At 69.9% G+C, this 19250-nt stretch carries 20 protein-coding genes and 1 pseudogene; 15 read left to right on the top strand and 6 right to left on the bottom strand.

The window, feature by feature from the left end:
- Nucleotides 1-2: 2 nt before the first annotated feature.
- Genes ABZX37_RS31495 through ABZX37_RS31480 form a run of 4 tightly spaced genes read left to right on the top strand, consistent with a single transcriptional unit; the run spans nucleotide 3 to nucleotide 3763 of the window.
- A complete protein-coding gene (locus ABZX37_RS31495; RefSeq protein ID WP_354745689.1) occupies nucleotides 3-923 on the top strand; it encodes an acyl-CoA dehydrogenase family protein in 921 nt (306 codons plus the stop codon).
- Nucleotides 920-1849 carry an acyl-CoA dehydrogenase family protein gene (locus ABZX37_RS31490; protein WP_354745687.1) on the top strand — a complete coding sequence of 310 codons (930 nt, stop codon included), beginning with the start codon at nucleotides 920-922 and terminating at the stop codon, nucleotides 1847-1849. Before ABZX37_RS31495 ends, ABZX37_RS31490 begins: the two co-directional genes overlap by 4 nt.
- Nucleotides 1846-2643, top strand: coding sequence for an enoyl-CoA hydratase-related protein (locus ABZX37_RS31485; protein WP_354745686.1), 798 nt, complete (start codon nucleotides 1846-1848; stop codon nucleotides 2641-2643). The genes ABZX37_RS31490 and ABZX37_RS31485 overlap by 4 nt, the downstream gene beginning before the upstream one ends.
- Before the next feature lies 1 nt (nucleotide 2644).
- Nucleotides 2645-3763 (top strand): acyl-CoA dehydrogenase family protein, encoded by a 1119-nt coding sequence (locus tag ABZX37_RS31480; RefSeq protein WP_354745684.1) that lies wholly within the window; start codon nucleotides 2645-2647, stop codon nucleotides 3761-3763.
- A 7-nt stretch (nucleotides 3764-3770) separates the two neighbouring features.
- Here the strand turns inward: ABZX37_RS31480 and ABZX37_RS31475 are convergent, their stop codons facing one another.
- Both ABZX37_RS31475 and ABZX37_RS31470 read right to left on the bottom strand, forming a co-directional pair.
- Nucleotides 3771-4208, bottom strand: a complete 438-nt coding sequence (locus ABZX37_RS31475) for a hypothetical protein (protein WP_354745682.1) — start codon at nucleotides 4206-4208, stop codon at nucleotides 3771-3773.
- 73 nt (nucleotides 4209-4281) lie between these two features.
- Complete coding sequence (locus ABZX37_RS31470) at nucleotides 4282-5082, bottom strand: IclR family transcriptional regulator (RefSeq protein ID WP_354745680.1); 801 nt, start codon at nucleotides 5080-5082, stop codon at nucleotides 4282-4284.
- Between the two features lie 58 nt (nucleotides 5083-5140).
- On the opposite strand from ABZX37_RS31470, the gene ABZX37_RS31465 reads away from it, so the two are divergent.
- The 9 genes and pseudogenes from ABZX37_RS31465 (at nucleotide 5141) to ABZX37_RS31425 (ending at nucleotide 12381) form a co-directional block, all read left to right on the top strand.
- Entirely contained in the window at nucleotides 5141-6241 is a 1101-nt protein-coding gene (locus tag ABZX37_RS31465) for a mandelate racemase/muconate lactonizing enzyme family protein (RefSeq protein ID WP_354745678.1), read from the top strand.
- Complete coding sequence (locus ABZX37_RS31460; protein ID WP_354745676.1) at nucleotides 6238-7407, top strand: iron-containing alcohol dehydrogenase; 1170 nt, start codon at nucleotides 6238-6240, stop codon at nucleotides 7405-7407. The genes ABZX37_RS31465 and ABZX37_RS31460 overlap by 4 nt, the downstream gene beginning before the upstream one ends.
- A gap of 115 nt (nucleotides 7408-7522) precedes the next feature.
- On the top strand, nucleotides 7523-9295 hold the full coding sequence (locus tag ABZX37_RS31455; protein ID WP_354745674.1) for an APC family permease: 1773 nt from the start codon (nucleotides 7523-7525) through the stop codon (nucleotides 9293-9295).
- Between the two features lie 21 nt (nucleotides 9296-9316).
- Nucleotides 9317-9733, top strand: a complete 417-nt coding sequence (locus ABZX37_RS31450; protein WP_354745672.1) for a hypothetical protein — start codon at nucleotides 9317-9319, stop codon at nucleotides 9731-9733.
- Nucleotides 9734-9742: 9 nt separating this feature from the next.
- Nucleotides 9743-9985, top strand: a pseudogene (locus tag ABZX37_RS31445) (DJ-1/PfpI family protein); the annotation flags it as partial.
- An 83-nt stretch (nucleotides 9986-10068) separates the two neighbouring features.
- On the top strand, nucleotides 10069-10719 hold the full coding sequence (locus ABZX37_RS31440; RefSeq protein ID WP_354745670.1) for a helix-turn-helix domain-containing protein: 651 nt from the start codon (nucleotides 10069-10071) through the stop codon (nucleotides 10717-10719).
- A 102-nt stretch (nucleotides 10720-10821) separates the two neighbouring features.
- Nucleotides 10822-11460, top strand: coding sequence for an HD domain-containing protein (locus tag ABZX37_RS31435; protein ID WP_354745668.1), 639 nt, complete (start codon nucleotides 10822-10824; stop codon nucleotides 11458-11460).
- A gap of 82 nt (nucleotides 11461-11542) precedes the next feature.
- Nucleotides 11543-11956: an SRPBCC family protein gene (locus ABZX37_RS31430; protein ID WP_354745666.1), complete on the top strand. Its 414-nt coding sequence runs from the start codon at nucleotides 11543-11545 to the stop codon at nucleotides 11954-11956.
- Entirely contained in the window at nucleotides 11953-12381 is a 429-nt protein-coding gene (locus ABZX37_RS31425; protein WP_354745664.1) for a MarR family transcriptional regulator, read from the top strand. Before ABZX37_RS31430 ends, ABZX37_RS31425 begins: the two co-directional genes overlap by 4 nt.
- Before the next feature lie 418 nt (nucleotides 12382-12799).
- Here the strand turns inward: ABZX37_RS31425 and ABZX37_RS31420 are convergent, their stop codons facing one another.
- Both ABZX37_RS31420 and ABZX37_RS31415 read right to left on the bottom strand, forming a co-directional pair.
- Nucleotides 12800-13432: an SRPBCC family protein gene (locus tag ABZX37_RS31420; RefSeq protein ID WP_354745662.1), complete on the bottom strand. Its 633-nt coding sequence runs from the start codon at nucleotides 13430-13432 to the stop codon at nucleotides 12800-12802.
- A 303-nt stretch (nucleotides 13433-13735) separates the two neighbouring features.
- On the bottom strand, nucleotides 13736-14677 hold the full coding sequence (locus ABZX37_RS31415; protein WP_354745660.1) for a LysR family transcriptional regulator: 942 nt from the start codon (nucleotides 14675-14677) through the stop codon (nucleotides 13736-13738).
- Between the two features lie 104 nt (nucleotides 14678-14781).
- Between ABZX37_RS31415 and ABZX37_RS31410 the strand changes: the two genes are divergently transcribed.
- Together ABZX37_RS31410 and ABZX37_RS31405 are read left to right on the top strand one after the other, a co-directional pair.
- Complete coding sequence (locus ABZX37_RS31410; RefSeq protein ID WP_354745658.1) at nucleotides 14782-15663, top strand: NAD(P)H-binding protein; 882 nt, start codon at nucleotides 14782-14784, stop codon at nucleotides 15661-15663.
- A gap of 16 nt (nucleotides 15664-15679) precedes the next feature.
- Complete coding sequence (locus tag ABZX37_RS31405; RefSeq protein ID WP_354745656.1) at nucleotides 15680-16030, top strand: darcynin family protein; 351 nt, start codon at nucleotides 15680-15682, stop codon at nucleotides 16028-16030.
- Nucleotides 16031-16086: 56 nt separating this feature from the next.
- On the opposite strand, the gene ABZX37_RS31400 is transcribed toward ABZX37_RS31405, so the two are convergent.
- Together ABZX37_RS31400 and ABZX37_RS31395 are read right to left on the bottom strand one after the other, a co-directional pair.
- Nucleotides 16087-17235 (bottom strand): hypothetical protein, encoded by a 1149-nt coding sequence (locus ABZX37_RS31400; RefSeq protein ID WP_354745654.1) that lies wholly within the window; start codon nucleotides 17233-17235, stop codon nucleotides 16087-16089.
- 206 nt (nucleotides 17236-17441) lie between these two features.
- Nucleotides 17442-19232 (bottom strand): APC family permease, encoded by a 1791-nt coding sequence (locus tag ABZX37_RS31395; protein ID WP_354745652.1) that lies wholly within the window; start codon nucleotides 19230-19232, stop codon nucleotides 17442-17444.
- Nucleotides 19233-19250 lie beyond the last annotated feature (18 nt).

Genomic DNA, 19250 nt, shown 5'->3' with positions numbered 1-19250 from the left:
CCGTGGATTTCGAACCGACTTCGACCCAGCGCGCGGTGCTCGACGCGCTGGGCGCCCTGCTGGCCCGGCACGCCGGACCGGAACGCAGCCGTGCGCTGGCCGCTCGCGGCGAATACGACTGGAACCTCGAAGAAGCGTTGCGGCGCGACGGTTTTCTCGACCTGTTCGCCGCGGAGGACGCCGGCCCGCTCGACGCGACCCTGGCGGTGGAGGCGATCGCCGCCGAGCTCGGCGCGGTCAGTGCGGTGCCGCACCTGCTGGTGTTGCCCGCGCTCGGGCTCGACCGTCCGGCCGGGCCCGTGGTGCTCGCGGCGGGCGACCCGGGTCCGGTGCGTTACGGCGGCGAGGCGACGCGGATGCTCCTCGCTGACGGCGACCGGTGTTTCGCCGCCGACCTCGATTCCGGTGCGGCTGAACGGGTTCCGTCGGCTTACGGCTATCCGCTCGCCCGGGTGGTTTTCGCGGGTCGCGAAGAGCTGTCGCCCGGGAGCGCCGCGACGATGGTGAACTGGTGGCGGGTCGGCGTCTCCGCGGAGGCTGTCGGCATGATGCGCCGGGCCGCCGCCATCGCGGTCGCCTACGCCAAGGACCGCAAAGTGTTCCGCCGCTCGCTCGGTTCGTTCCAGGCGCTGCAGCACCGGCTGGCCGAGGTGAACGTGCTGGTCGAGGGCGCGCGCTGGCTGGTTTACGAGGCCGCGTTCGCCGGGGCTCCCGCCGAAGCCGCCGCGGTCGCCGCGACGCACACGATGTCCGCGCTCGGCCGCGTGACCAGGGAAACCCACCAGATCATGGGCGCGATCGGGCTGACCGCCGAACACGACCTGCACCTGTGGACGCTGCGGTTGCAGGCATTGCGCGCGGAACTGGGCAGCTGGCGGACGCCGAGCCGGGCCGCCGCCGAAGCACGGTGGGCGACGGCATGAGCGTCGCGTTGACGCCCACCGAGGAGCAGCGGGCGCTCGCCGAGGTGGTCCGGAGTTTCTGCCGGACGCACTGTCCGGACGAGGTCTGGCGCTCCGGTGCGTTTCCGGCGGAGTTCTGGCGCGGGCTGGCCTCGCTCGGAGTGCTTTCGCTGGCTGTGCCGGGCGAAGGCGGCGGAGCGGGTGACATCGCGGCTGCCTGCGCGGAGCTGGGCCGGGCTGCCGCGCCTGGGCCGTTGGCCGCCACGGTGTTCGCTGCGCACGCGCTGCCGCCGGAGCTGTCGGCCCAGGTCGCGGACGGGAGTTGCGTGGCCTCGGTCGGCGCTCCGCCCTTGCTGCCGTGGGCTCCGGTGGCGGGCGTTTTCGTTGAGACGGACGGCGCTGGTGCCTGGCTCGCCGAGGCTGGTTCGGTCGAGCCGGTTGAAGTGCTGGGCGGAGAGCAATGGGGTCGGGTTGCGCTGACTCGCGGTCAGCCGTTGGAACGCGTCGAGGCGGCGACGGCGCTCTCGGACATCGCGGCGGCCGCGTACTTGAGCGGTGCGGGACGGCGGTTGCTGGACCTCGCTGTCGAACACGCGCGCACGCGAGTCCAATTCGGACGTCCAATCGGGACCTTCCAGGCGGTCGCGCATCCTCTCGTGAATGCCGGGCTTTCGCTTACCTCGGCGGAAAAACTCACCACGATGGCGGCACTAGCGCTCGACGACGAACATCCCGACGGGGCCGCGCTGGCAGCCGCGGCCCGGTGTTCGGGCGGACGTGCGGCGGTCGAGGCGGCTGAAGTCGCGCACCAGACGTTCGGCGCGATCGGGTACTCGGTGGAGGGACCGATCGGGCCGCTTTCGCAGCGGATCAGGCACCAGGCACTGCGGCCGGGGTGCGCGGACAAGATAGCGGCGAAGTACCGCCGGAAAGGCCAGGAACGATGAGCGACGCGCCCGAGGTGCTGTTCGAAAAGCGCGACCACGTCGCCTGCATCACGCTCAACCGCCCGCACCGGGGCAACTCGCTGACCGGGTCGATGATGCCGGTGATCCGCGAGATGTGGGCCGAGGTCCGCGACGACCCGTGGATCCGCGCGGCGATCGTGATCGGCGCGGGGGAGCGGCATTTCTGCACCGGGGCCGACGTGCACGCGGTCGCCGGGCGCGGCGGGATGAGCACCGGGAACGGGCCGCTGACCGACGAGGTGTTCTGGTCGCCGCGGCAGAACCGGGTGTGGAAACCGGTGATCAGCGCGGTGAACGGGCTGGTCGCCGGGGCCGGGCTGCACTTCGTCGTCGACGCGGACATCGTGCTGGCGGCCGACCACGCGGCCTTCATGGACACCCACGTCAACGTCGGTCTCGTCGGCGCGATGGAGAACATCGGCCTGGCGAAACGGCTTCCGCTCGGTTCGGCGCTGCGCATGACGCTGATGGGCAAGAGCTACCGGATGCCCGCCCAGCGCGCGTACCAGCTCGGACTCGTCGACGAACTGTCCGCTTCGGAGGACCTGATGGCCGACGCCGAGGAAATGGCGCAGGCGATCGCGCGGAACTCGCCGGAGGCGGTGTCGCTGTCGAAGCAGGCGGTCTGGAATTCGCTGGAGACGGGCTACGGGCAGGCGTGCGAGTACGGCTGGTCGCTGCTGCGCATGCACTGGGCCCATCCGGACGCGAAGGAAGGCCCGCGCGCGTTCGCCGAGGGCCGCGAGCCCAACTGGACAACCGGGGAGCAGTGAGATGGATTTCGGCTTCACCGCTGAAGAAGAGGCGTTCCGCGCGGAGGTCCTCGAGTTCCTGTGGGAATACCGGGACACCGACGGGTACTTCCATCGCGGCAAGAACACCGCGGACGGCGTCCGGCGGGTCTACCGCGCGCTGGGCGACCGGGGCTGGCTGTCGCTGTCCTGGCCGACCGAGTTCGGCGGCGGTGGCCGTTCGCCCGCGTATGAGTTCATCCTCTGGGACGAGATGGCCTACGCGCGGGTGGCGCGCCCGCCGATGGGGCCGGGCCTGGTGGCCAAAGCCCTGATGACGCACGGCACCGACGCACAGCGCGAGCGATACCTCGCCGACCTGCGACGCGGTCGGCTCAACTTCTGCCTCGGCTACTCCGAACCCGACGCGGGCTCGGACCTCGCCGCGGTGCGCACGAAGGCTCGTCGCGAGGGCGACCATTACGTGGTCGACGGGGCGAAGTGCTGGACGTCCAACGCGCACTGGTCGGACTGCATCTGGCTGCTGTGCCGGACTGGGGCGCCGGACAGTCGCTCTCGCGGACTGAGCGTGCTGATCGTCCCGCTGGACAGCCCCGGGATCACCGTGTCGCCGATCCCGACCCTGGACGGCGGACGGCTGAACGAGGTCCGGTTCGATCGCGTGCGGGTCCCGGTCGCCGATCGGGTGGGTGCGGAGAACGAGGGCTGGCAGGTCGTCGCTTCGGCGCTCGCGGTGGAGCGGCATGTGCAGTTCCCGCCGAAGCGGTTGCGGCGGGATCTGCACGACCTGATGGCTGCGCTGGACTCGGCCGGGGTCGCCGACGATCCGGTGGTGCGGCGGAGCGTCGGTGAGCTGGCGGTGCGGCTCGCGGAGGTGGACGCGCTGGCGCTGGCCCTGCTGGGCGAGGTGATCCGGGGTGAACCGGCCGCTGTTCCGGCGGCGTATCACAAGCTGGCGGGCACGGTGCTGGCGCAGGACATCGCCCGCGCTGGGGTCGAGTTCGGCGGGGCGGAGGCGGTGGTCGCCGGGACGGATACGGAGTTTTTGTGGCGGCAGTCGATCCTGGAGACGATCGGCGGCGGCACGACGGAGGTGATGCGGGGGTTGATCGCGCGGCAGGAGTTCGGGCTGTCGGCTTGAGGGAGCCTCAGCGCAGAACGCGCGCCCCGCGCAGGTAGGCCGCCAGCCGGATCCGCAGCCCCCGCAGATCCCGCAGCGCGAGCGGCAAGTGATAAGCCGGGCGATACCCCACCGCGACACCCCCGTCCCCGCACGGTCCCGCGAAGTACACAAACCCGTCGTCCTGGTCGCGGCGGGCGGGGGACCACGGCTGGTCCTGCCAGGCGCGCGCCGCGGCGTGGCTGGCGATCCAGTAGTTCGGGGCCTTCATCGTCTCGGCGATCGCGGCGGCGAAACCGGCGGCGTCGGTGTCGCTGACGCCCAGTCCGCGGCCCGGCCACACGCGCGGCAGCACCCGGTCGGCGGTGTGGTCTTCGAGCCACGGCGCGCAGGCGAAGATCGCACTGGACCCGTCGACCGAGACCGACCAGCGTTGCATGGCCGCAGTGGGCGGGATTTCATACATGGCGACCACCTGCCGGGAAAACGACGATTTGGCGAAGCATAAATGAACGGTCTGGGGCCCTGCAGATCGCGGTTCAGCGAGGGGCGCCGAGTGCGGCGGAAATCCGGTCGGCGACGGTGCGGGTGAAGCGGCCCGCCGCGGGCAGTCGTCCGCCGAGGCGCGATTTCGGGGCGGACACGTTGACCGCCGCGACAATGTCGCCGCGGAAGCCGTACACGGGCGCGGACACGCCGACCAATCCGGGCTCGAACTCCTCGTCCACCGTTTCGTAGCCGCGGTTCCGGATCCCGGCCAGCTTCCCGGTCAGCGCCTCGAGCGTGAGCGGCGGCAGTTCCTCGGCGACACCGGGGAGATCGGGGAGCGGGTGCGCGGCGGCGCCGGCGAAGGTCCGCCACCATTGGCCGACGGTTTCCTCGTCCCATTCGCTCAATAACACCCGTCCGGGTGAGGTCGTGAACGGGTCGACGCCGACGCCTTCCCAGCCGAGTCCGCGAAAAGCGTGGGACGCGAGTTCGCTCCGGAGGGTGAACACCTGGCCGGCGCGCAGAACGCACAAATGCGTCGTTTCGTTCAGCCGCGCCACGATCGTGCGCAGAAATGGCGCGGCCAGGTGCGCGAGGTGCGTTTCGGTGGCGTGGGTGGCCAACGCGAACAGCCGCCAGCCCGGCCGGTACGCGCGGGTGTGTTCGTCGCGCGACACCAGACCGGCGTCGGCGAGCGTCGCGAGGGCTCGCGAGACCTGTGCCTTGTCCCGGCCGGACAGTTCGGCGACGCGGGACACGCCGAGCCCGTCGCGCGCTTCCGGCAGTGCGAGGACTTCGAGCAGGTCGACGTCGCGGACCAGGCCCGAACCGTAGGTGCGCTGGTTCGCCATGTTGAGGACTGTGCAACAACGATTGGGCGAGCGTCAATCCGGGGTTACCGTCCGGAGAGTGAAGATCGCCGACATCCAGCTGCTGCCCGGGACGCTGCCGCTCGATCCGCCGTTCGACGCCGCCTGGGATCCGGTTCCGCGCACGCGGTTCGACGCGACGGTGGTCAAGGTCGTGACCGACGAGGGCGTGGCCGGCTACGGCTCCGGCGACACGATGGCCGGCTTCGAGCCGTACGCGGAGCTGTTCCTCGGCCAGGATCCGATGGCGATCAGCAGGCACGTGCGGGCGCTCGAGACCATCGCGTTCCACGCCGGGCGCTACTGGCCGCTGGAGATCGCGCTGTGGGACGTCATCGGGAAGGTGCTCGGCGTCCCGGTCGCGACGCTGTTCGGCGGTGCGGCGGACGCGATCCCGGCGTACGCGTCGACCGGCCGGATCCTGCCCGCCGAACAGCGGGCCGAGGTGATGGCCGGGATCCGTGACGAAGGGTTCCGGGCGGCGAAGATCCGGCTGGCCGCGGACGATTTCGCCGGCGGAATCCGCACCATGCGAGCGGTCCGCGAGGCGGTCGGACCGGAGATGACCCTGATGGCCGACCTGAATCAGGCGTGGCGGATGCCGGGCGACGTGCGGCCTTCGCTCGACCCGGCAGCGGTCCGGCGGTTCGCGGAGGCGCTGCGCGAGCTGGACGTGTTCTGGCTCGAAGAACCGCTGCCGCTGGACGACCGGCCCGGCCTGCGCGCGGTGCGGGACACCGGGATTCGCGTCGCCGGGGGAGAGATGGTCCGGACCTTCAGCGAGCTGCTGGACCTGGTGGAATCCGACGCGCTCGACGTCTACCAGCCGGACGTCGCGCTCGCCGCCGGAATGCTCCGCGCCCGCACGCTCGCCGAGCTGGTGCTGGCGCGCAATCGGCTTTTCACGCCGCACACCTGGTCGAACGGCCTCGGCCTGCTCGCGAACCTGCACGTGACCGCGGGCGTCGGCGGGGGACCGTATCTGGAATTCCCTTACGACCCACCGGTGTGGACGCCGCAGCGGCGCGACTTCCTGCTCGCCGCCCCGCTGGACATCGACGCCGACGGCCTGCTGCACGTGCCGTCCGCGCCGGGGCTGGGCGTCGCTGTCGACGAGGAACGGTTCGGGAGGAAGTCATGACCGAGATCCCGGCCGTCGAAATCGGGCCTTATCCGGCTGCCACCTTCGCCGCCGGTGCTGTCGAGCAGTTGCCGCGATTGGTCCGGACGATCGGTGTGCGGAAAGTTGTGCTGGTCAGTGACCGCGGACTGGTCGCGACTCCGCTGCCAGCGCAGACGTCAGAGTTATTGCGGCAAGACGGTTTGGCGGTCGAGGTTTTCTCCGAGGTGCATCCGAATCCGACCACCGACGACGTCGACGCGGGCGGCGCCTTCGTGCGTGCCGCCGGTGCGCAAGCGGTGATCTCGCTGGGCGGCGGGTCCGCTTTGGACGCTGCGAAGGCGATCGCGCTCGCCGCGGTCAACGACCGTCCGGCGACCGAATTGGGCTGGAGCACCGAGGATTCACCGGACTTGGCGCCCGCGTTGCCGATCGTGGCGATCCCGACCACGTCCGGCACCGGTTCGGAATGCAACGACCTCGGCGTCATCACGGACCCCGCGCGGCAGCGCAAGTGCTACCTCGGCGGCCCGACTTGCCTTGCCCGGTATGCGCTTCTCGACCCGGCGCTCACGCTGAGCCTGCCGCCTCGCGCGACCGCCGCCGCCGGAATCGACTGCCTGACCCATGCGGTGGAGTCATTTCTTTCCGCCCGGCCGAATCCGTGGGCGGATGGTCTGGACCTGCAAGCCGTCCGGCTGGTCGCGGAAAACCTGCGTCGCGCGGTTTCCGACGGCGCAGATCTGGCGGCACGAGCGAATCTGATGCTGGCCGCGCACACCGCGGGCCTGGCGATGCGGACGACCGGGCTCGGCGTGGTGCACGGCGTCGGGCACTCGCTCGGTGGCCGGTTCGACCTGCCGCACGGCCAGGCGTTGGCTTTGGTGCTGGGCGAGTGCCTGCGGTTCAACCGCGCGGTGCGGGAAGAACGCCTGGCACGATTGGCGGAACCGCTGGGCGTCGCCGATGCGCGGAAATCGTTCGCGCACAACGCGGACGCGGCGATCGCAGCGGTCGAACGGCTGGTCGCGGACGTGCGACTGGCCGGCCGGTTGCGCGAATTCGGCATCAGCGAAGGAGATCTGCCGGACCTGGTGGCCGACACCCTGGCGGACGGCGTACTGGCCAACACCCCGCGCGAGGTCTCGGCGGCGGACGTGACCGGGATTCTCCGCGCGAGCTGGTAGTCCGGCGCGCGAAACCGGCAATGCCGGACATAACTCGCGAATACCGTTGTGCCGCAACGGCAAACCGAGCAGGATCGCGGCCCTGCGCCGAACCGGTGCACAAGGTAACAATCTTATGTCCGCTTATTCTGCGCGCGCCGCCGCGGGAGGACAGTGGAAGCGGACCGCCGACCCGGCAGGAGGCCGCGCCGTGGACAAAGCCGGAACGACCGAACAGCGGGCCCCGGCGGCCGTGGCGGGGGACGACAAACGGCTCAAGAAGCATTTCGGCCCGATCGGGCTGCTGTTCACCGCGGTGGGGTCGATCATCGGGTCCGGGTGGCTCTTCGGCGCGCTCAAGGCGGCGCAGCTCGCCGGGCCCGCGGCGATCGTGTCGTGGGTGATCGGCGCGGTCATGTTCGTCCTGATCGGGATGACCTACGCGGAATTGGGCACGATGTTCCCGCATTCGGGCGGCGTCGCGCGGTACCCGCACTATTCGTTCGGATCGTTCGCGAGCTTCTCGATGGGCTGGGTCACCTGGATCGCGGCGGCCGCGGTCTCGCCGATCGAGGTGCTCGCGGTCGTCCAGTACGCCACGAACTACGTGCCCTGGCTGGAAAGGCTCGACGCGGACCGCAACGCCGTGCTCACCCCGGCGGGCACCGGGATCTCGGTCGCGCTGCTGGCGTTCTTCGTGCTGGTGAATTTCTTCGGCGTGCGCTGGTTCTCCCGGATCAACAATGTGCTCGTGTGGTGGAAACTCGCGGTCATCGCGCTGGTGATCGTCGTGTTCCTGGCGACCGCTTTCCACACGGATCATTTCGCGGGATTCGGCGGGTTCGCCCCGTACGGGACGCACGGGATCTTCTCCGCGGTCGCGAGCGCCGGGATCGCGTTCTCGTTCTTCGGGTTCCGGCAAGGCGTCGAGCTGGCGGGGGAGACGGCCAACCCGAAACGCAACGTGCCGCTGACGCTCATCGGTTCGGTGGTGCTCACCGGGATCCTGTACGTGCTGCTGCAGATCGCGTTCATCGGCGCGGTCCCGTCGGACGCGATCGCCAAACAGGGCTGGGAACACGTCGGCGCGAACTTCACCGCGGGCGGCGACGTGCTGGCCACGTTCGGCCCGCTCGCCGCGATCTCGACCGTGCTCGGCATCGGCTGGCTCGCCGCGCTGCTGTACGCTGACGCGATCATCTCGCCCGGCGACACCGGGCTGATCTACACCGGCGTCACCGCGCGCATCTCGTATGCCATGGGGCGCAACGGGAACGCGCCGTCCGGGCTGTCGAAGGTGAACTCCGCGGGCGTGCCGTGGGTCAGCCTGATCCTGGCGTTCGCCGTCGGCTGCTTCTTCTTCCTGCCGTTCCCCGGGTGGAGCCAGCTGGTTTCGTTCGTCACGAACAGCACGGTGCTGTCGTTCGGCTCCGGGCCGCTGGTGCTGCTCGCGATGCGCAAGCAACTGCCCGGCCACGACCGCCCGTTCCGGCTCGGCCGCGGCACGACCGGGACCGTCGCGTTCCTGGCGCTGTTCTCCACCAACCTGATCATCTACTGGACCGGCTGGGACACGAACTGGAAGCTGTTCGTGGTGATCGTGTTCGGGTACCTCTTGCTGGCGGCGAACCAGACTTTCTCGAAGCGCACCCCGCGCACGGACTTCCGGCACGGCTGGTGGGTGCTGGTGTGGTTCGCCGGGCTCGCGGTGATCAGCTACCTCGGCACGTATCCGGAGGCGTCCAGCCATGCCGGGAACCTCGGCGTCCTGGACTTTTCGCTGGGCGCGGTGGCGTCGCTGGTGCTGACCGCGATCGTGATGGCGCTGGCGCTGCGGAGCGCGCTGCCCAGCGAGCGGGTGACCGAGATCTTGGCTGAGCGCAGGGAGGTCGACGAAACCCCGGCGTGAGGTGCGGGGATAATCCGGGCGGTGGCCACGCTTCGTTTCGAGTTCCATCCGCCCGGCGAACTGGGCGGTCCGGTCGCGGTGCCGTACGTCGACGACGTCGCGCTGACCGAACTGATCGACCGGTTCGAACTCGCCGAAGGCATGTCCCCGGCCGGGGATGCTTACGGCGGTCTGCCCCAGGACTGCTTCCGCGGCACGAAGACCGATCACTTCCACGGCCTCGCCGCGGAGGAGGGCAAAAGCCTGCTCCTTGCCTGTTCGTGCGGGAGCGAGGGCTGCTGGCCGCTGCTGGCGCGCATTACCGTGACCGAGGACGATGTCGTCTGGGATTCTTTCGGGCAGCCGCGTCGTCCGGAGCGGGATTACCGCGGGTTCGGGCCGTTCCGGTTCGCTCGCGCCCAGTACGACGCGGCGGTGCTCCGGTTCGCGTCCGCCTGACGGTCTGCCATGCTGGGCCGCGGAGGTCGGATCATGGGCGCGAGCGTGGTTTTCGTCGTGTTCGACGGCGTGAAGATGCTCGACGTGACCGGGCCCGCCGAGGTGTTCGCCGAGGCGAATCTGGCCGGGGCCGGGTACTCGATCAGCTACCGGTCGCCGTCCGGAGCGCCGGTGGCGACGTCGGTGGGCGTCCGGCTGCCGGTGGACGGGCCGGTCGCCGAGACGCCGGATCCGGATGTCGTTGTGGTGGCCGGCGGGGACGGGCTGGTGGAGCACGGCGTGCCGGCCGATCTGGTCGCCGCGATCCGGGAGATCGCGCCGCGTGCTGGTCGCTGGTGTCGATCTGCACCGGTTCCTTCGCGCTGGCCGCGGCGGGTGTGCTGTCCGGACGGCGCGCCACCACGCATTGGCGGCACGCGGCCCGGCTCGCTCGCGCGCACCCGGACGTCGAAGTGCTTCCCGACGCGCTTTTCGTGCGGGACGGCGATATTTTCACCTCGGCGGGAGTGTCCGCGGGCATCGACCTGGCGCTCGCTCTGGTCGAACAGGACCACGGCCCCGATCTCGCGCGCACCGTCGCGCGCGGTCTCGTGATGTTCATGCAACGGCCGGGCGGCCAGTCGCAGTTCTCCGCGCCGTTGCGGATGCCGCGGCCGAGCACGCCGACGTTGCGTGAGGTGACCGACCTGGTTTCGGCGCAGCCCGCGCTCGACCACAGCGCGTCCGCGATGGCATCGCGGGCAGGCGTCAGCGCCCGGCATCTCGCGCGGCTGTTCGCGAGCGAACTGGACACGACGCCGGCGAAGTATGTCGAGCAAGTGCGGCTGGACCACGCGAAATCCCTCCTCGGCGCGGGGCACGGGGTCGCGGAAACCGCCCGTGCCTCCGGATTCGGCAGCTCCGAGACGATGCGGCGCGTCTTCGTGGCGCGCCTGGGGATTTCGCCGAGCCAGTACCGTGCCCGCTTCGAGACCACGGTCTCCTGACCCCTGTCCGGATCTGTGGGCACGTGGTCGGTTTTCGCAGTGGGAACGCGGACTTCGCCGGGCGAGACTCGGGCTAAGCCCCATTTCCCGAGGAGGTCTGTGGTGCCCGAAGTGATCGCCGGGATCGAGATTCCGGATACCGCGCTGGTGCGCGAGGCGACGGCGCTGGTGCGCGACGTCGCCGACGAGACGTTGTTCCACCATTCGCGGCGCGTGTTCCTGTGGGGTTCGCTGAAAGCTGCGGCGCGCGGGCTGACGGTGGATCCGGGACTCGCGTACGTCGGCGGGCTGTTCCACGACCTGGGGCTCACCGACGGGTACGCGACCTCCGACCGCCGCTTCGAACTCGACGGCGCCGAGGCCGCCCGGATGTTCCTCCTCGACCACGGCCGTTCGGAGGAAGACGCCCGGAACGTCTGGCTCGCGATCGCCCTGCACACGACGCCGGAAGTCCCGCTGCGGTTGGCCCCGGAGGTGGCGGTGGTGACGCTGGGCGTGGAAACCGACGTGCTCGGCCTCGGCCTGGCCGAGATCGACGGCGACCATCGCGCGGAGGTCGTCGCGGCGCATCCTCGGCCGGACTTCAAGAACCGCATCCTGCGCGCGTTCCGGGACGGGATGGCCGACCGTCCGGAGACGACGTTCGGCACCATGAACGACGACGTGCTCGCCTATTTCGATCCGGGGTTCGAGCGGACGGACTTCGTGGAGATGATCAAGGGGAGCGCTTGGCCGGAGTGATGCGTTGTCCGGCCTGGTGCCGGGCTTGCCAGTTAGTCTGCGCGCAGATAATCTCTGCGCAGACTAACTGGGAGGACAGCTCATGTGGACCACTGACTACAGCGCGGAAACCTCGGCGAGCCCGGACGCGGTGTGGGCGGCGTTGCGGGTCCTGCACAGCGGAACGCCGCTGAGCGAGCGCAGCGACCGGTTCGAACTGCACGGACCGTTCGAGAAGGGGACCGAGCTGTCGGTCACCCCGCAGGGGCAGGACACGTTCCGTTCGCGCATCACGGAGTTGACCGAGAACAAGGTCTACGAGGACGAAACGCGCTTCGGCGAGGTCGTGCTGCGGTTCCGGCACACGCTGGCCCCGCTCGCGGACGGCGGCACGCGCGTCACGCATCGCCTGGAGATCGAGGGGGAGGCGGGGCCGGAACTCGGGCCGCAGATCAGCGAGGACTTCCCGGTCGCCATGAGCGATTTGCTGGCGAGCGCGGAGCGGTCCGCGCGATGACGCGGTTCGCGGGCCCGGGGGACAGTCCGGGTTTCCTGCTGTGGCACGTGACTTTGGCGTGGCAGCGGCGGATCCGGCAGACGCTCGAACCGCTGGGTCTCACGCACGTCCAGTTCGTGCTGCTCGCGTGCTGCTGGTGGATGGAAACGCACGGCGCGCCGCCGCGGCAGCAGGAACTGGCCGCGCGGGCGGGCACCGACATCAAGATGACGTCCCAGGTGATCGCCCGGCTGGAGACGGCCGGACTGGTGACGCGGACGGTCGACTCCGGCGACACGCGCGCGAAACTGGTGCGGCTGACCGAAAAGGGCCGCGACCTGGCAGGCCAGGCGGTGACCGCGGTGGAGCGGGTGGACGCGGAGATGTTCGGCGCCGAGGCCGCGCCGCTGCTGCGGACGTTGCGGTCGGTGCTGGACGCGGAGTGATCTGGCGGGTGGCTTGGTTGTCGTCTGGCTGCGGTGTGGGCTGCTGGGGTTGTTTGGCTATCGCCTGGATGCGGAGTGACCCGCTGGGGTGGCTTGGTTGTGGCTTGGGTGCGGGAGTGATCCGCTGGGGTGAGTTGGCTGTCGTCTGGCTGCGGTGTGGGCTGCTGGGGTGGCTTGATTGTGGTTTGGATGCGGAGTGATCCGCTGGGATGAGTTGGCCGTTGCCCGGGTGCGGTGTGAGCTGCTGGGGCGACTTGGTCGTCGTCTGGGTGTGGATCAGGCGGAGGGCGTTCTGCTCGGGACTGTGCCGACCGGCGGTGGCGCTGCGGGCGGGCCGCCGGTCGGTGGTGTCTGCCCAGCCCGCCGCCAGGCCGGTCGGACGCCGGGCCGCGGTCTCGAGCCGTGCGCCCACGGCGGCTCAGTGCTGGCGTGGCCCGTCGCAGGTGCTGGTTTCGGCGGCGGTTTTGAGGTCGGCGAGCCAGGTTTCGAGGCCCATGTCGGAGGACGGGTCGGCTTGGGCGCCGGAGTGGCTTTCCTCGGTGCGGACGAGGATGCCGCCGCGGACGGGGGCGAAGGTCCAGACGTGGACGCCGTCGATGTGGTACCCGGCGCTGTCGGCGGGACCGGTCCAGCGGAGGCACTTGCCGCGCTGGAGTTGCTGGACGGTGGAGCTGATGACCACTGTGCTCGGGGGAGTCGTGGGCACGTCGACGGTCGCCTGGAACCGCGAATGCTTGCGCAGCGGGCCAGGATCCAGACGCCGCACGGTCATCGGGGCGGCGGGTTTCTGCCAGGACGTCCAGGCTTCCACGTCGGTCTGCAGGTCCCAGATCGTGTGCAGCGGCGCGTGGATGAGGATTTCGGCCCGGTGACGGGCTTTCGCGCCTTGGTCAACGCCTTTGCCTTGGCAGGTCAGCGAAGCGGGGCCAGGGGTGGCGGCTTGAGCAGGTGCGGCTCCGAGGATGGCGGCGGTCAGCGGGACTGTGAGCAAGGCAGTCCGCAGGCTGCGGCGGCGAAGGGTTCGCGAGGGGGTCGGGTCGGTGCTGCGCATGGGTCTGCTCCTCTTGCCGAGTGGTGTTAATGCCATTAACTGTGGTGAAACCCTATAGCTCAGTGTCGGTGAAGGTCAATAGAAAAAGTGAAGGGCATTAACCGCCGCATCGGTGCGGCGGGGACTGAGCGGATGAGCACAGTGGACGAACTGCCGGGCAACGGCAGGTCCGCACACCGGGGCAAGCGTCAGGTCTGAAGGAAGACGTCCCTCAGATCAGTCGAAACAGCACAGACGTCCCGCACCCGCAGCGCGAGCCGAGACAACAGCCGTGGGGGAATCAGAATCCCTCACGGACTTGGGCTAGCAAGGCGCGCGAAGCGTCCGCCGTACCGCGTCGCGGAGCCAGCGGTGTGCCCCGTCGGCGGATTGGCGCGGGTGCCACGCCATGCCGATCGTCAAGGGGGGCAACGGAACTGGGATGTCGAGAAGTCGCAGGCCGAGTGCGGTGGCGTCGGCGGTGAGCGGCGACGGGGGTTCGCCGGGGAGTGCCGCGGGGATCAGGCAGACGACGTCGCTGCGTGCGGCGAGCGTCATCGCGGCCAGGTGGCTCGGCAGGGCGATCACGACGCGGCGGCGGAGGTCGTGCTCGGCCAGCGCGGCGTCGAGGGGGCCGGTGAACCGGCCGCGGCGGCTGACCGCGACGTGGTCGGCGGCAGCGAGCCGGGTCGGGGTCAAGGGGGCCGAAGCGAGGGGGTGGCCGGGGCGGACGGCGGCGACCATGCGCAGGGTGAGCAGTTCTTCTACTTGCGTTTCGGGGTCGACGTGGTCGATGGAGCCGACTTCGAGGTCGAGCCGTCCGTCTCGGAGGGCCGAACCGGCTTCCCATTCCTCGGCTCGAACTCGCAGGGAGATGCCGGGGGCTTCCTCTCGCGTGAGCCGAAGGAGGCCGACAGCCAGAGCCGCGCCGACGAGGTCGGCGGCTTGGATCGTGAAGGTGGAGCGCAGGGTCGCGGGGTCGACGACGGTGCCGGGGCTGAGCAGCGCGCCCAGGCTGTGCACCACGGCGGCGGCCTCCTCGCGCAGGGACTGGGCGCGCGGAGTGGGGACCATGGTTTGCCCGGCCCGGACCAGCAGCGGGTCTTGCAGGATGCGCCGCAACCGGGCGAGCGTGCGGCTCATCGCGGCCGGCGAGGTGTGCAGGCGCGCGGCGGCGCGGGTGACGCTCTGCTCGGTCAGCAAGGCGTCCAAAGCGACGGCGAGGTTGGCGTCGATCGCCGGGTTCAGGCTGTTCACCAGGGTCATTCCAGTTCAGGCAAGGATTGCGTGCCGAAGTTCCCATTGTGGCATGACGGCCGTGCTCAGCAAGATCGAGGGCGTACTCATCGGTCCTAATTCACGAGGTTTTCATGATCGTCATCACTGCCCCTACCGGAAACATCGGCAGCCGCGTGCTGAGCCTGCTGTTCGACGCGGGCGAGGACCTGCGGGTGATCGTCCGCGATCCCGCGCGGCTGCCGGACTCGGTGCGCGAACGGGTCGAGGTCGTCGTCGGTTCGCACGGCGACGCTGACGTGGTCGACCGGGCTTTCGCGGGTGCGGACGCCGTCTTCTGGGTCGTCCCGCCGGATTCGTCGCGGACTCCGGCGGACGGGTGGAGCGGCTTTACCGGCCCGGCGGCGAAGGCGTTCGCCGCGCACGGGGTCGGGCATGTCGTCGGGGTTTCGGCGCTCGGGCGCGGCACGGCGGTCGCCGATCAGGCGGGGCTCGTCACCGCGTCGCTCGCGACGGACGAGCTCATCGCGGGGACCGGGGTCGCGTATCGGGCGCTCGCCAACCCGTCCTTCTTCGAGAATCTGCTGGAGGAGGTCGACTCGATCCGGGAGAAGGGCGTCTACGCCGACGTACTGGACCCGGATCGCAAGGCTCCGCTCGTCGCCGTCGCGGACATCGCCGCGGTCGCCGCTCGGCTGTTGCGGGACCGGTCCTGGACCGGGTTCGCCGACGTCCCGGTTCTGGGGCCGGAAGACTTGTCCCCCAACGATGTCGCCCGGATCATGACCGAGCAGCTGGGCCGTCCGGTCCGCTACGAGCGCGAGTCCCTGGACGACCTGCGCGGCACGCTCATCGGCTACGGGCTGAACGAAACCTTCGTCCACGGCATCGCGGATATGAAGCACGCCAAGGACAACGGCCTCGACGCCGGTGTCACGCGCACTGCGGAAACCGCGTCTCCGACCACTTTCGAACAGTGGTGCGCCGAAATCCTCAAGCCTGCCTTCGAAGCCTGACCTCCAAGGAACAGCAATGGAAACACCGGTCACCGCCTTCCTGCTCGTCAAGACCACGCCGGAATGGCTCGCTCTGACCCCGCAGGAACGGGCCGAAGCCTTCGCCACCCAGGTCGTCCCGGCGATCGAGGCGAAAACCACGGGCGTCCGGTCGCGCTTCTACGACACCGAGTTCTACTCCGCGCGCGTCACCGACGTCTGGGTCTGGGAGGCCGACGACCACGACGCCTACCAGCTGTTGATCGACGCGTTGCGGGAAACTCCTTTCTGGGACCGGTATTTCGAGGTCGTCGACCTGCTCGTCGGCACCGAGAACGGCTACGCCCGCACCTATGGCCTGGACCCGTTGGCCACCATCGCCACCTGAGCACGTGAAAGGCCCCGTCTCCCAGAAACGGAGACGGGGCCTTCACCTCAAGAGAATCAGTGCGCCGAGGCCAGTGCCGCCGTGGCGGGCGGCATCAGCTTCGGGTATTCCTTCTGGAACTTTTCGATCATCGTCGCGGACGGGATGATCCGGTTCGGGTTGTTCTGGCTCACGGCCTGCTTCTCGCCCCACGCGCCGGCGGCCTTGCGCTGGTCGGGGGTGCCGTGGCTGTGGAAGCAGTCGCCGATGGAGGCGTCGAGGTAGCTGACCTCCTGCTGGGCGCGGGCGTTCCACGCCTCGCCCTTGGCGTGCGCGACGAAGTAGCCGCCGTACGCGTCCGGGCCCATTTCGGAGGATTCGTTGCGCGGGTAGTTGTTGTGCGCGAAGTCGACCTGGTGGCCGTACTCGTGGCCGACGACCGCTTCCACCGACACGTCGTCGAAGCCGAGGTGGTTGACCACGTCGAGCAGGCCGTCGCCGAGCATGACGCGCTTGCCGCCGAGGCTGTCGGCCGGGGCGGAGAACGCGTTCAGGGTCAGCAGCGGGTTGCGGCCGCCCTGCAGGGCCGGGACCTCGTAGAGCACCTTGGTCGCGAGCGCGCCCGCCGCGGCGGCCCGCTTCGGGTCGAGGCCGAGCTTGAACGTCTGCGTCGTGCGGTCCTGGCTGCCCAGGTCGGTGCCCTTCCAAGCGACCAGCTGGATGTTCCAGCTCTCGATGTCCCAGAACCCGCGCAGCTTGTCGATCGTCGAGCCCGCGCGCGGCGTGTACTGGCCGTCGGTGCCGAAGACCTGCGGGGTCTTGTCGCTGGCGACGGCCTGCGTGTAGAGCTGGCTGATCGCGCTCAGCGCGCTGAGCGCCTGGCCCTCGGTCGGGGTCAGCGTGGAAGCGAGCTTGTTCGCATACGTCAGCAGCGATCCCTCGGTGCAGCCCGGGATCGGGCCCTGCGCGGCGTGCGCCTGCTGGCCCGGCCGCTTCACCGGCGAGTCGAACAGCGGGTCGACGCCGCGCAGCGCGTTCGCGGGCAGCCCGTTGTAGAGGTCTTCGACGTCCTGGTACAGCTGCGCGATGTCCTGCTCGACCGAGGTCGGCTCGGCCGCTTTCGCCTGCGGCGCCGCGATCGCCGGGACGGCCGTGGCGACCGTCAGCGCCGCGAGGGTGCCTGCCGCCGCGAGCGTTCTGCCGAGAATTCTGGTCCGTTTCCGCATGGGCCCCTCATTCCGGTTCCAAGATCACGAATACGCCCAACCCTAAGACGATCTTGGGCGCCGGAACCGGGGCGAGGGAAAGTCCCCCGGGATGGCCCACGCCTTTCGGCGGGTTTTCGCCCTGCGGACATCGGCCGAAAGTACTATCGGGCAACGCGCCGCCGGGTCCGGGAAAACGGGCATTCCGGAAAACGGGACGAAATGGGCTAGGCCTTGACCCGGAACCGCATCCGGCAGACGACTGCCTCCGAGCGGCGGCGCAGCACCCGGGCCAGCACCGCGCCGCGGCGGTTCTGCAGGACTCGCTGCCAGCAATGCTCCGGCTCGACCTCGGCGACCAGGACGAAAACGTGGCATCCGGCGTACCGGCGGAGGTGTTCCGCGATCGGCTCGCCGAGGCGGCGGCGTTCGTCGTGCAGCTGGACCAGCGTGACGTCCGGATGCCAGCGGTCCCACGCTTCGACGAACTCGCGCGCGGACTCCTCCTCCTCGGGATGTGTCACGTACACGGCCTCGACGTGCTCGCCGAGCGACAGCGCGGCGGCGAGCGCGTCGCGGGTCAGCCGGGACACCGTGTGGACTGGGACGACCACCAGCGACCGGTTGGGCCGCGGCGGGGGAGGGATGCGCCCGAGTTCGAGACGGTCGCCGATGCGGCGGTAATTGCGGTGGACCCATTCCATCAGCAGCACGAGCACCGGCAGCGCGACCACGATCAGCCAGCCGCCTTCGCCGAACTTCGTCGCGGTGACGACGATCGCGGCGAGTCCGGTGAGCAGCGCGCCGAAACCGTTGAGCGCGGCCTTTCCCCGCCAGCCGCGCGGGCGGGCGCCGAACCAATGCCGCACCATTCCGATCTGCGAAAGCGTGAAACCGACGAACACGCCGATCGCGAACAGCGGTACCAGGGTGTTCATGTCGCCATTCGCGAGAATCAGCAGCAAAGCCGAAGCGATGGCGAGGAAACCGACGCCGTAGCGGTATACCTGGCGCTCGGCGCGCAAGGCGAAAACGTGCGGCAGGTTGTTGTGTTTCGCGAGTAGCTGCGCCAGCACCGGGAGCCCGCCGAAAGAAGTGTTCGCGGCCAGTGCCAGCAGGACCACGGTGGAGAATTGCACTACGTAGTAACCGAAACCGTTCCCAAGCGACGCGGCGGTCACCTGCGACAGCACGGTCACGCCGTCGACCGGGTGGATTGAGAACTTCCCGATCAGCACGGCGATCCCGAGCAGCATCACCGCGAGCAGCCCGCCGAGTGCGACCTCCGCTCGCTGCGCCCGGCGCACGCGTGGTTTGCGGAAGGACGGGACCGCGTTGGCGATCGCCTCGACGCCGGTCAGCGCGGCACAGCCGTTGGCGAAAGCCTTGAGCAGCAACAGGATTCCGACCGTCTGAAGGCTAGGGAGGTGCCCGCTGGCGACGCTCGCGGCCGGAGTGCTGCGGAAGAGACCGACTACGACGACCGTGAGGATCGAGCCGACGAACACCGCGGTCGGCACGATGAACGCCCGCGCGCTCTCGGCGATGCCGCGGAGGTTGATGCCGGTGATCAGCACGAGCACGCCGAGACAGAGCCACAGCTTGTACGGCAGCAACTCGGGAAACGCCGACGTCAGCGCGGCGACCCCGGCGGCGACGGACACCGCGACGTTCAGCACGTAGTCGACGATCAGCGACGCCGCTGCGACCAGCGAAGCGCGGCGGCCGAGGTGGGTGCGGCTGACGCCGTAGGCCCCGCCGCCGTCCGGGAACGCGGCGATGACCTGCCGATACGAGAGGGTCAGCACGGCGAGCAGGACGGCGATCGCGAGCGTGACGGGCAGCGTGAAGCCGAGTCCCGTTCCGCCGGCCACGGCCAGGACGAGCACGATCGCCTCGGGCCCGTAGGCGACCGACGCCATCGCGTCGAGGGACAGCGCGGCGAGGCCGCCGACGACGGAAAGCCGGTGCCGGTCGGCGGTTCGCGGCGTTTCCGGGCGGGACAGAGTTGCGGTCACCCGGTCAGGCTGGCCCCC

It is taken from the genome of Amycolatopsis sp. NPDC004079 (assembly GCF_040610415.1).
Classification (GTDB): Bacteria; Actinomycetota; Actinomycetes; order Mycobacteriales; family Pseudonocardiaceae; genus Amycolatopsis; species Amycolatopsis halotolerans.
Note: the sequence above shows the minus strand (reverse complement) of the source record. Positions and strands in the feature narration are given on the sequence as shown.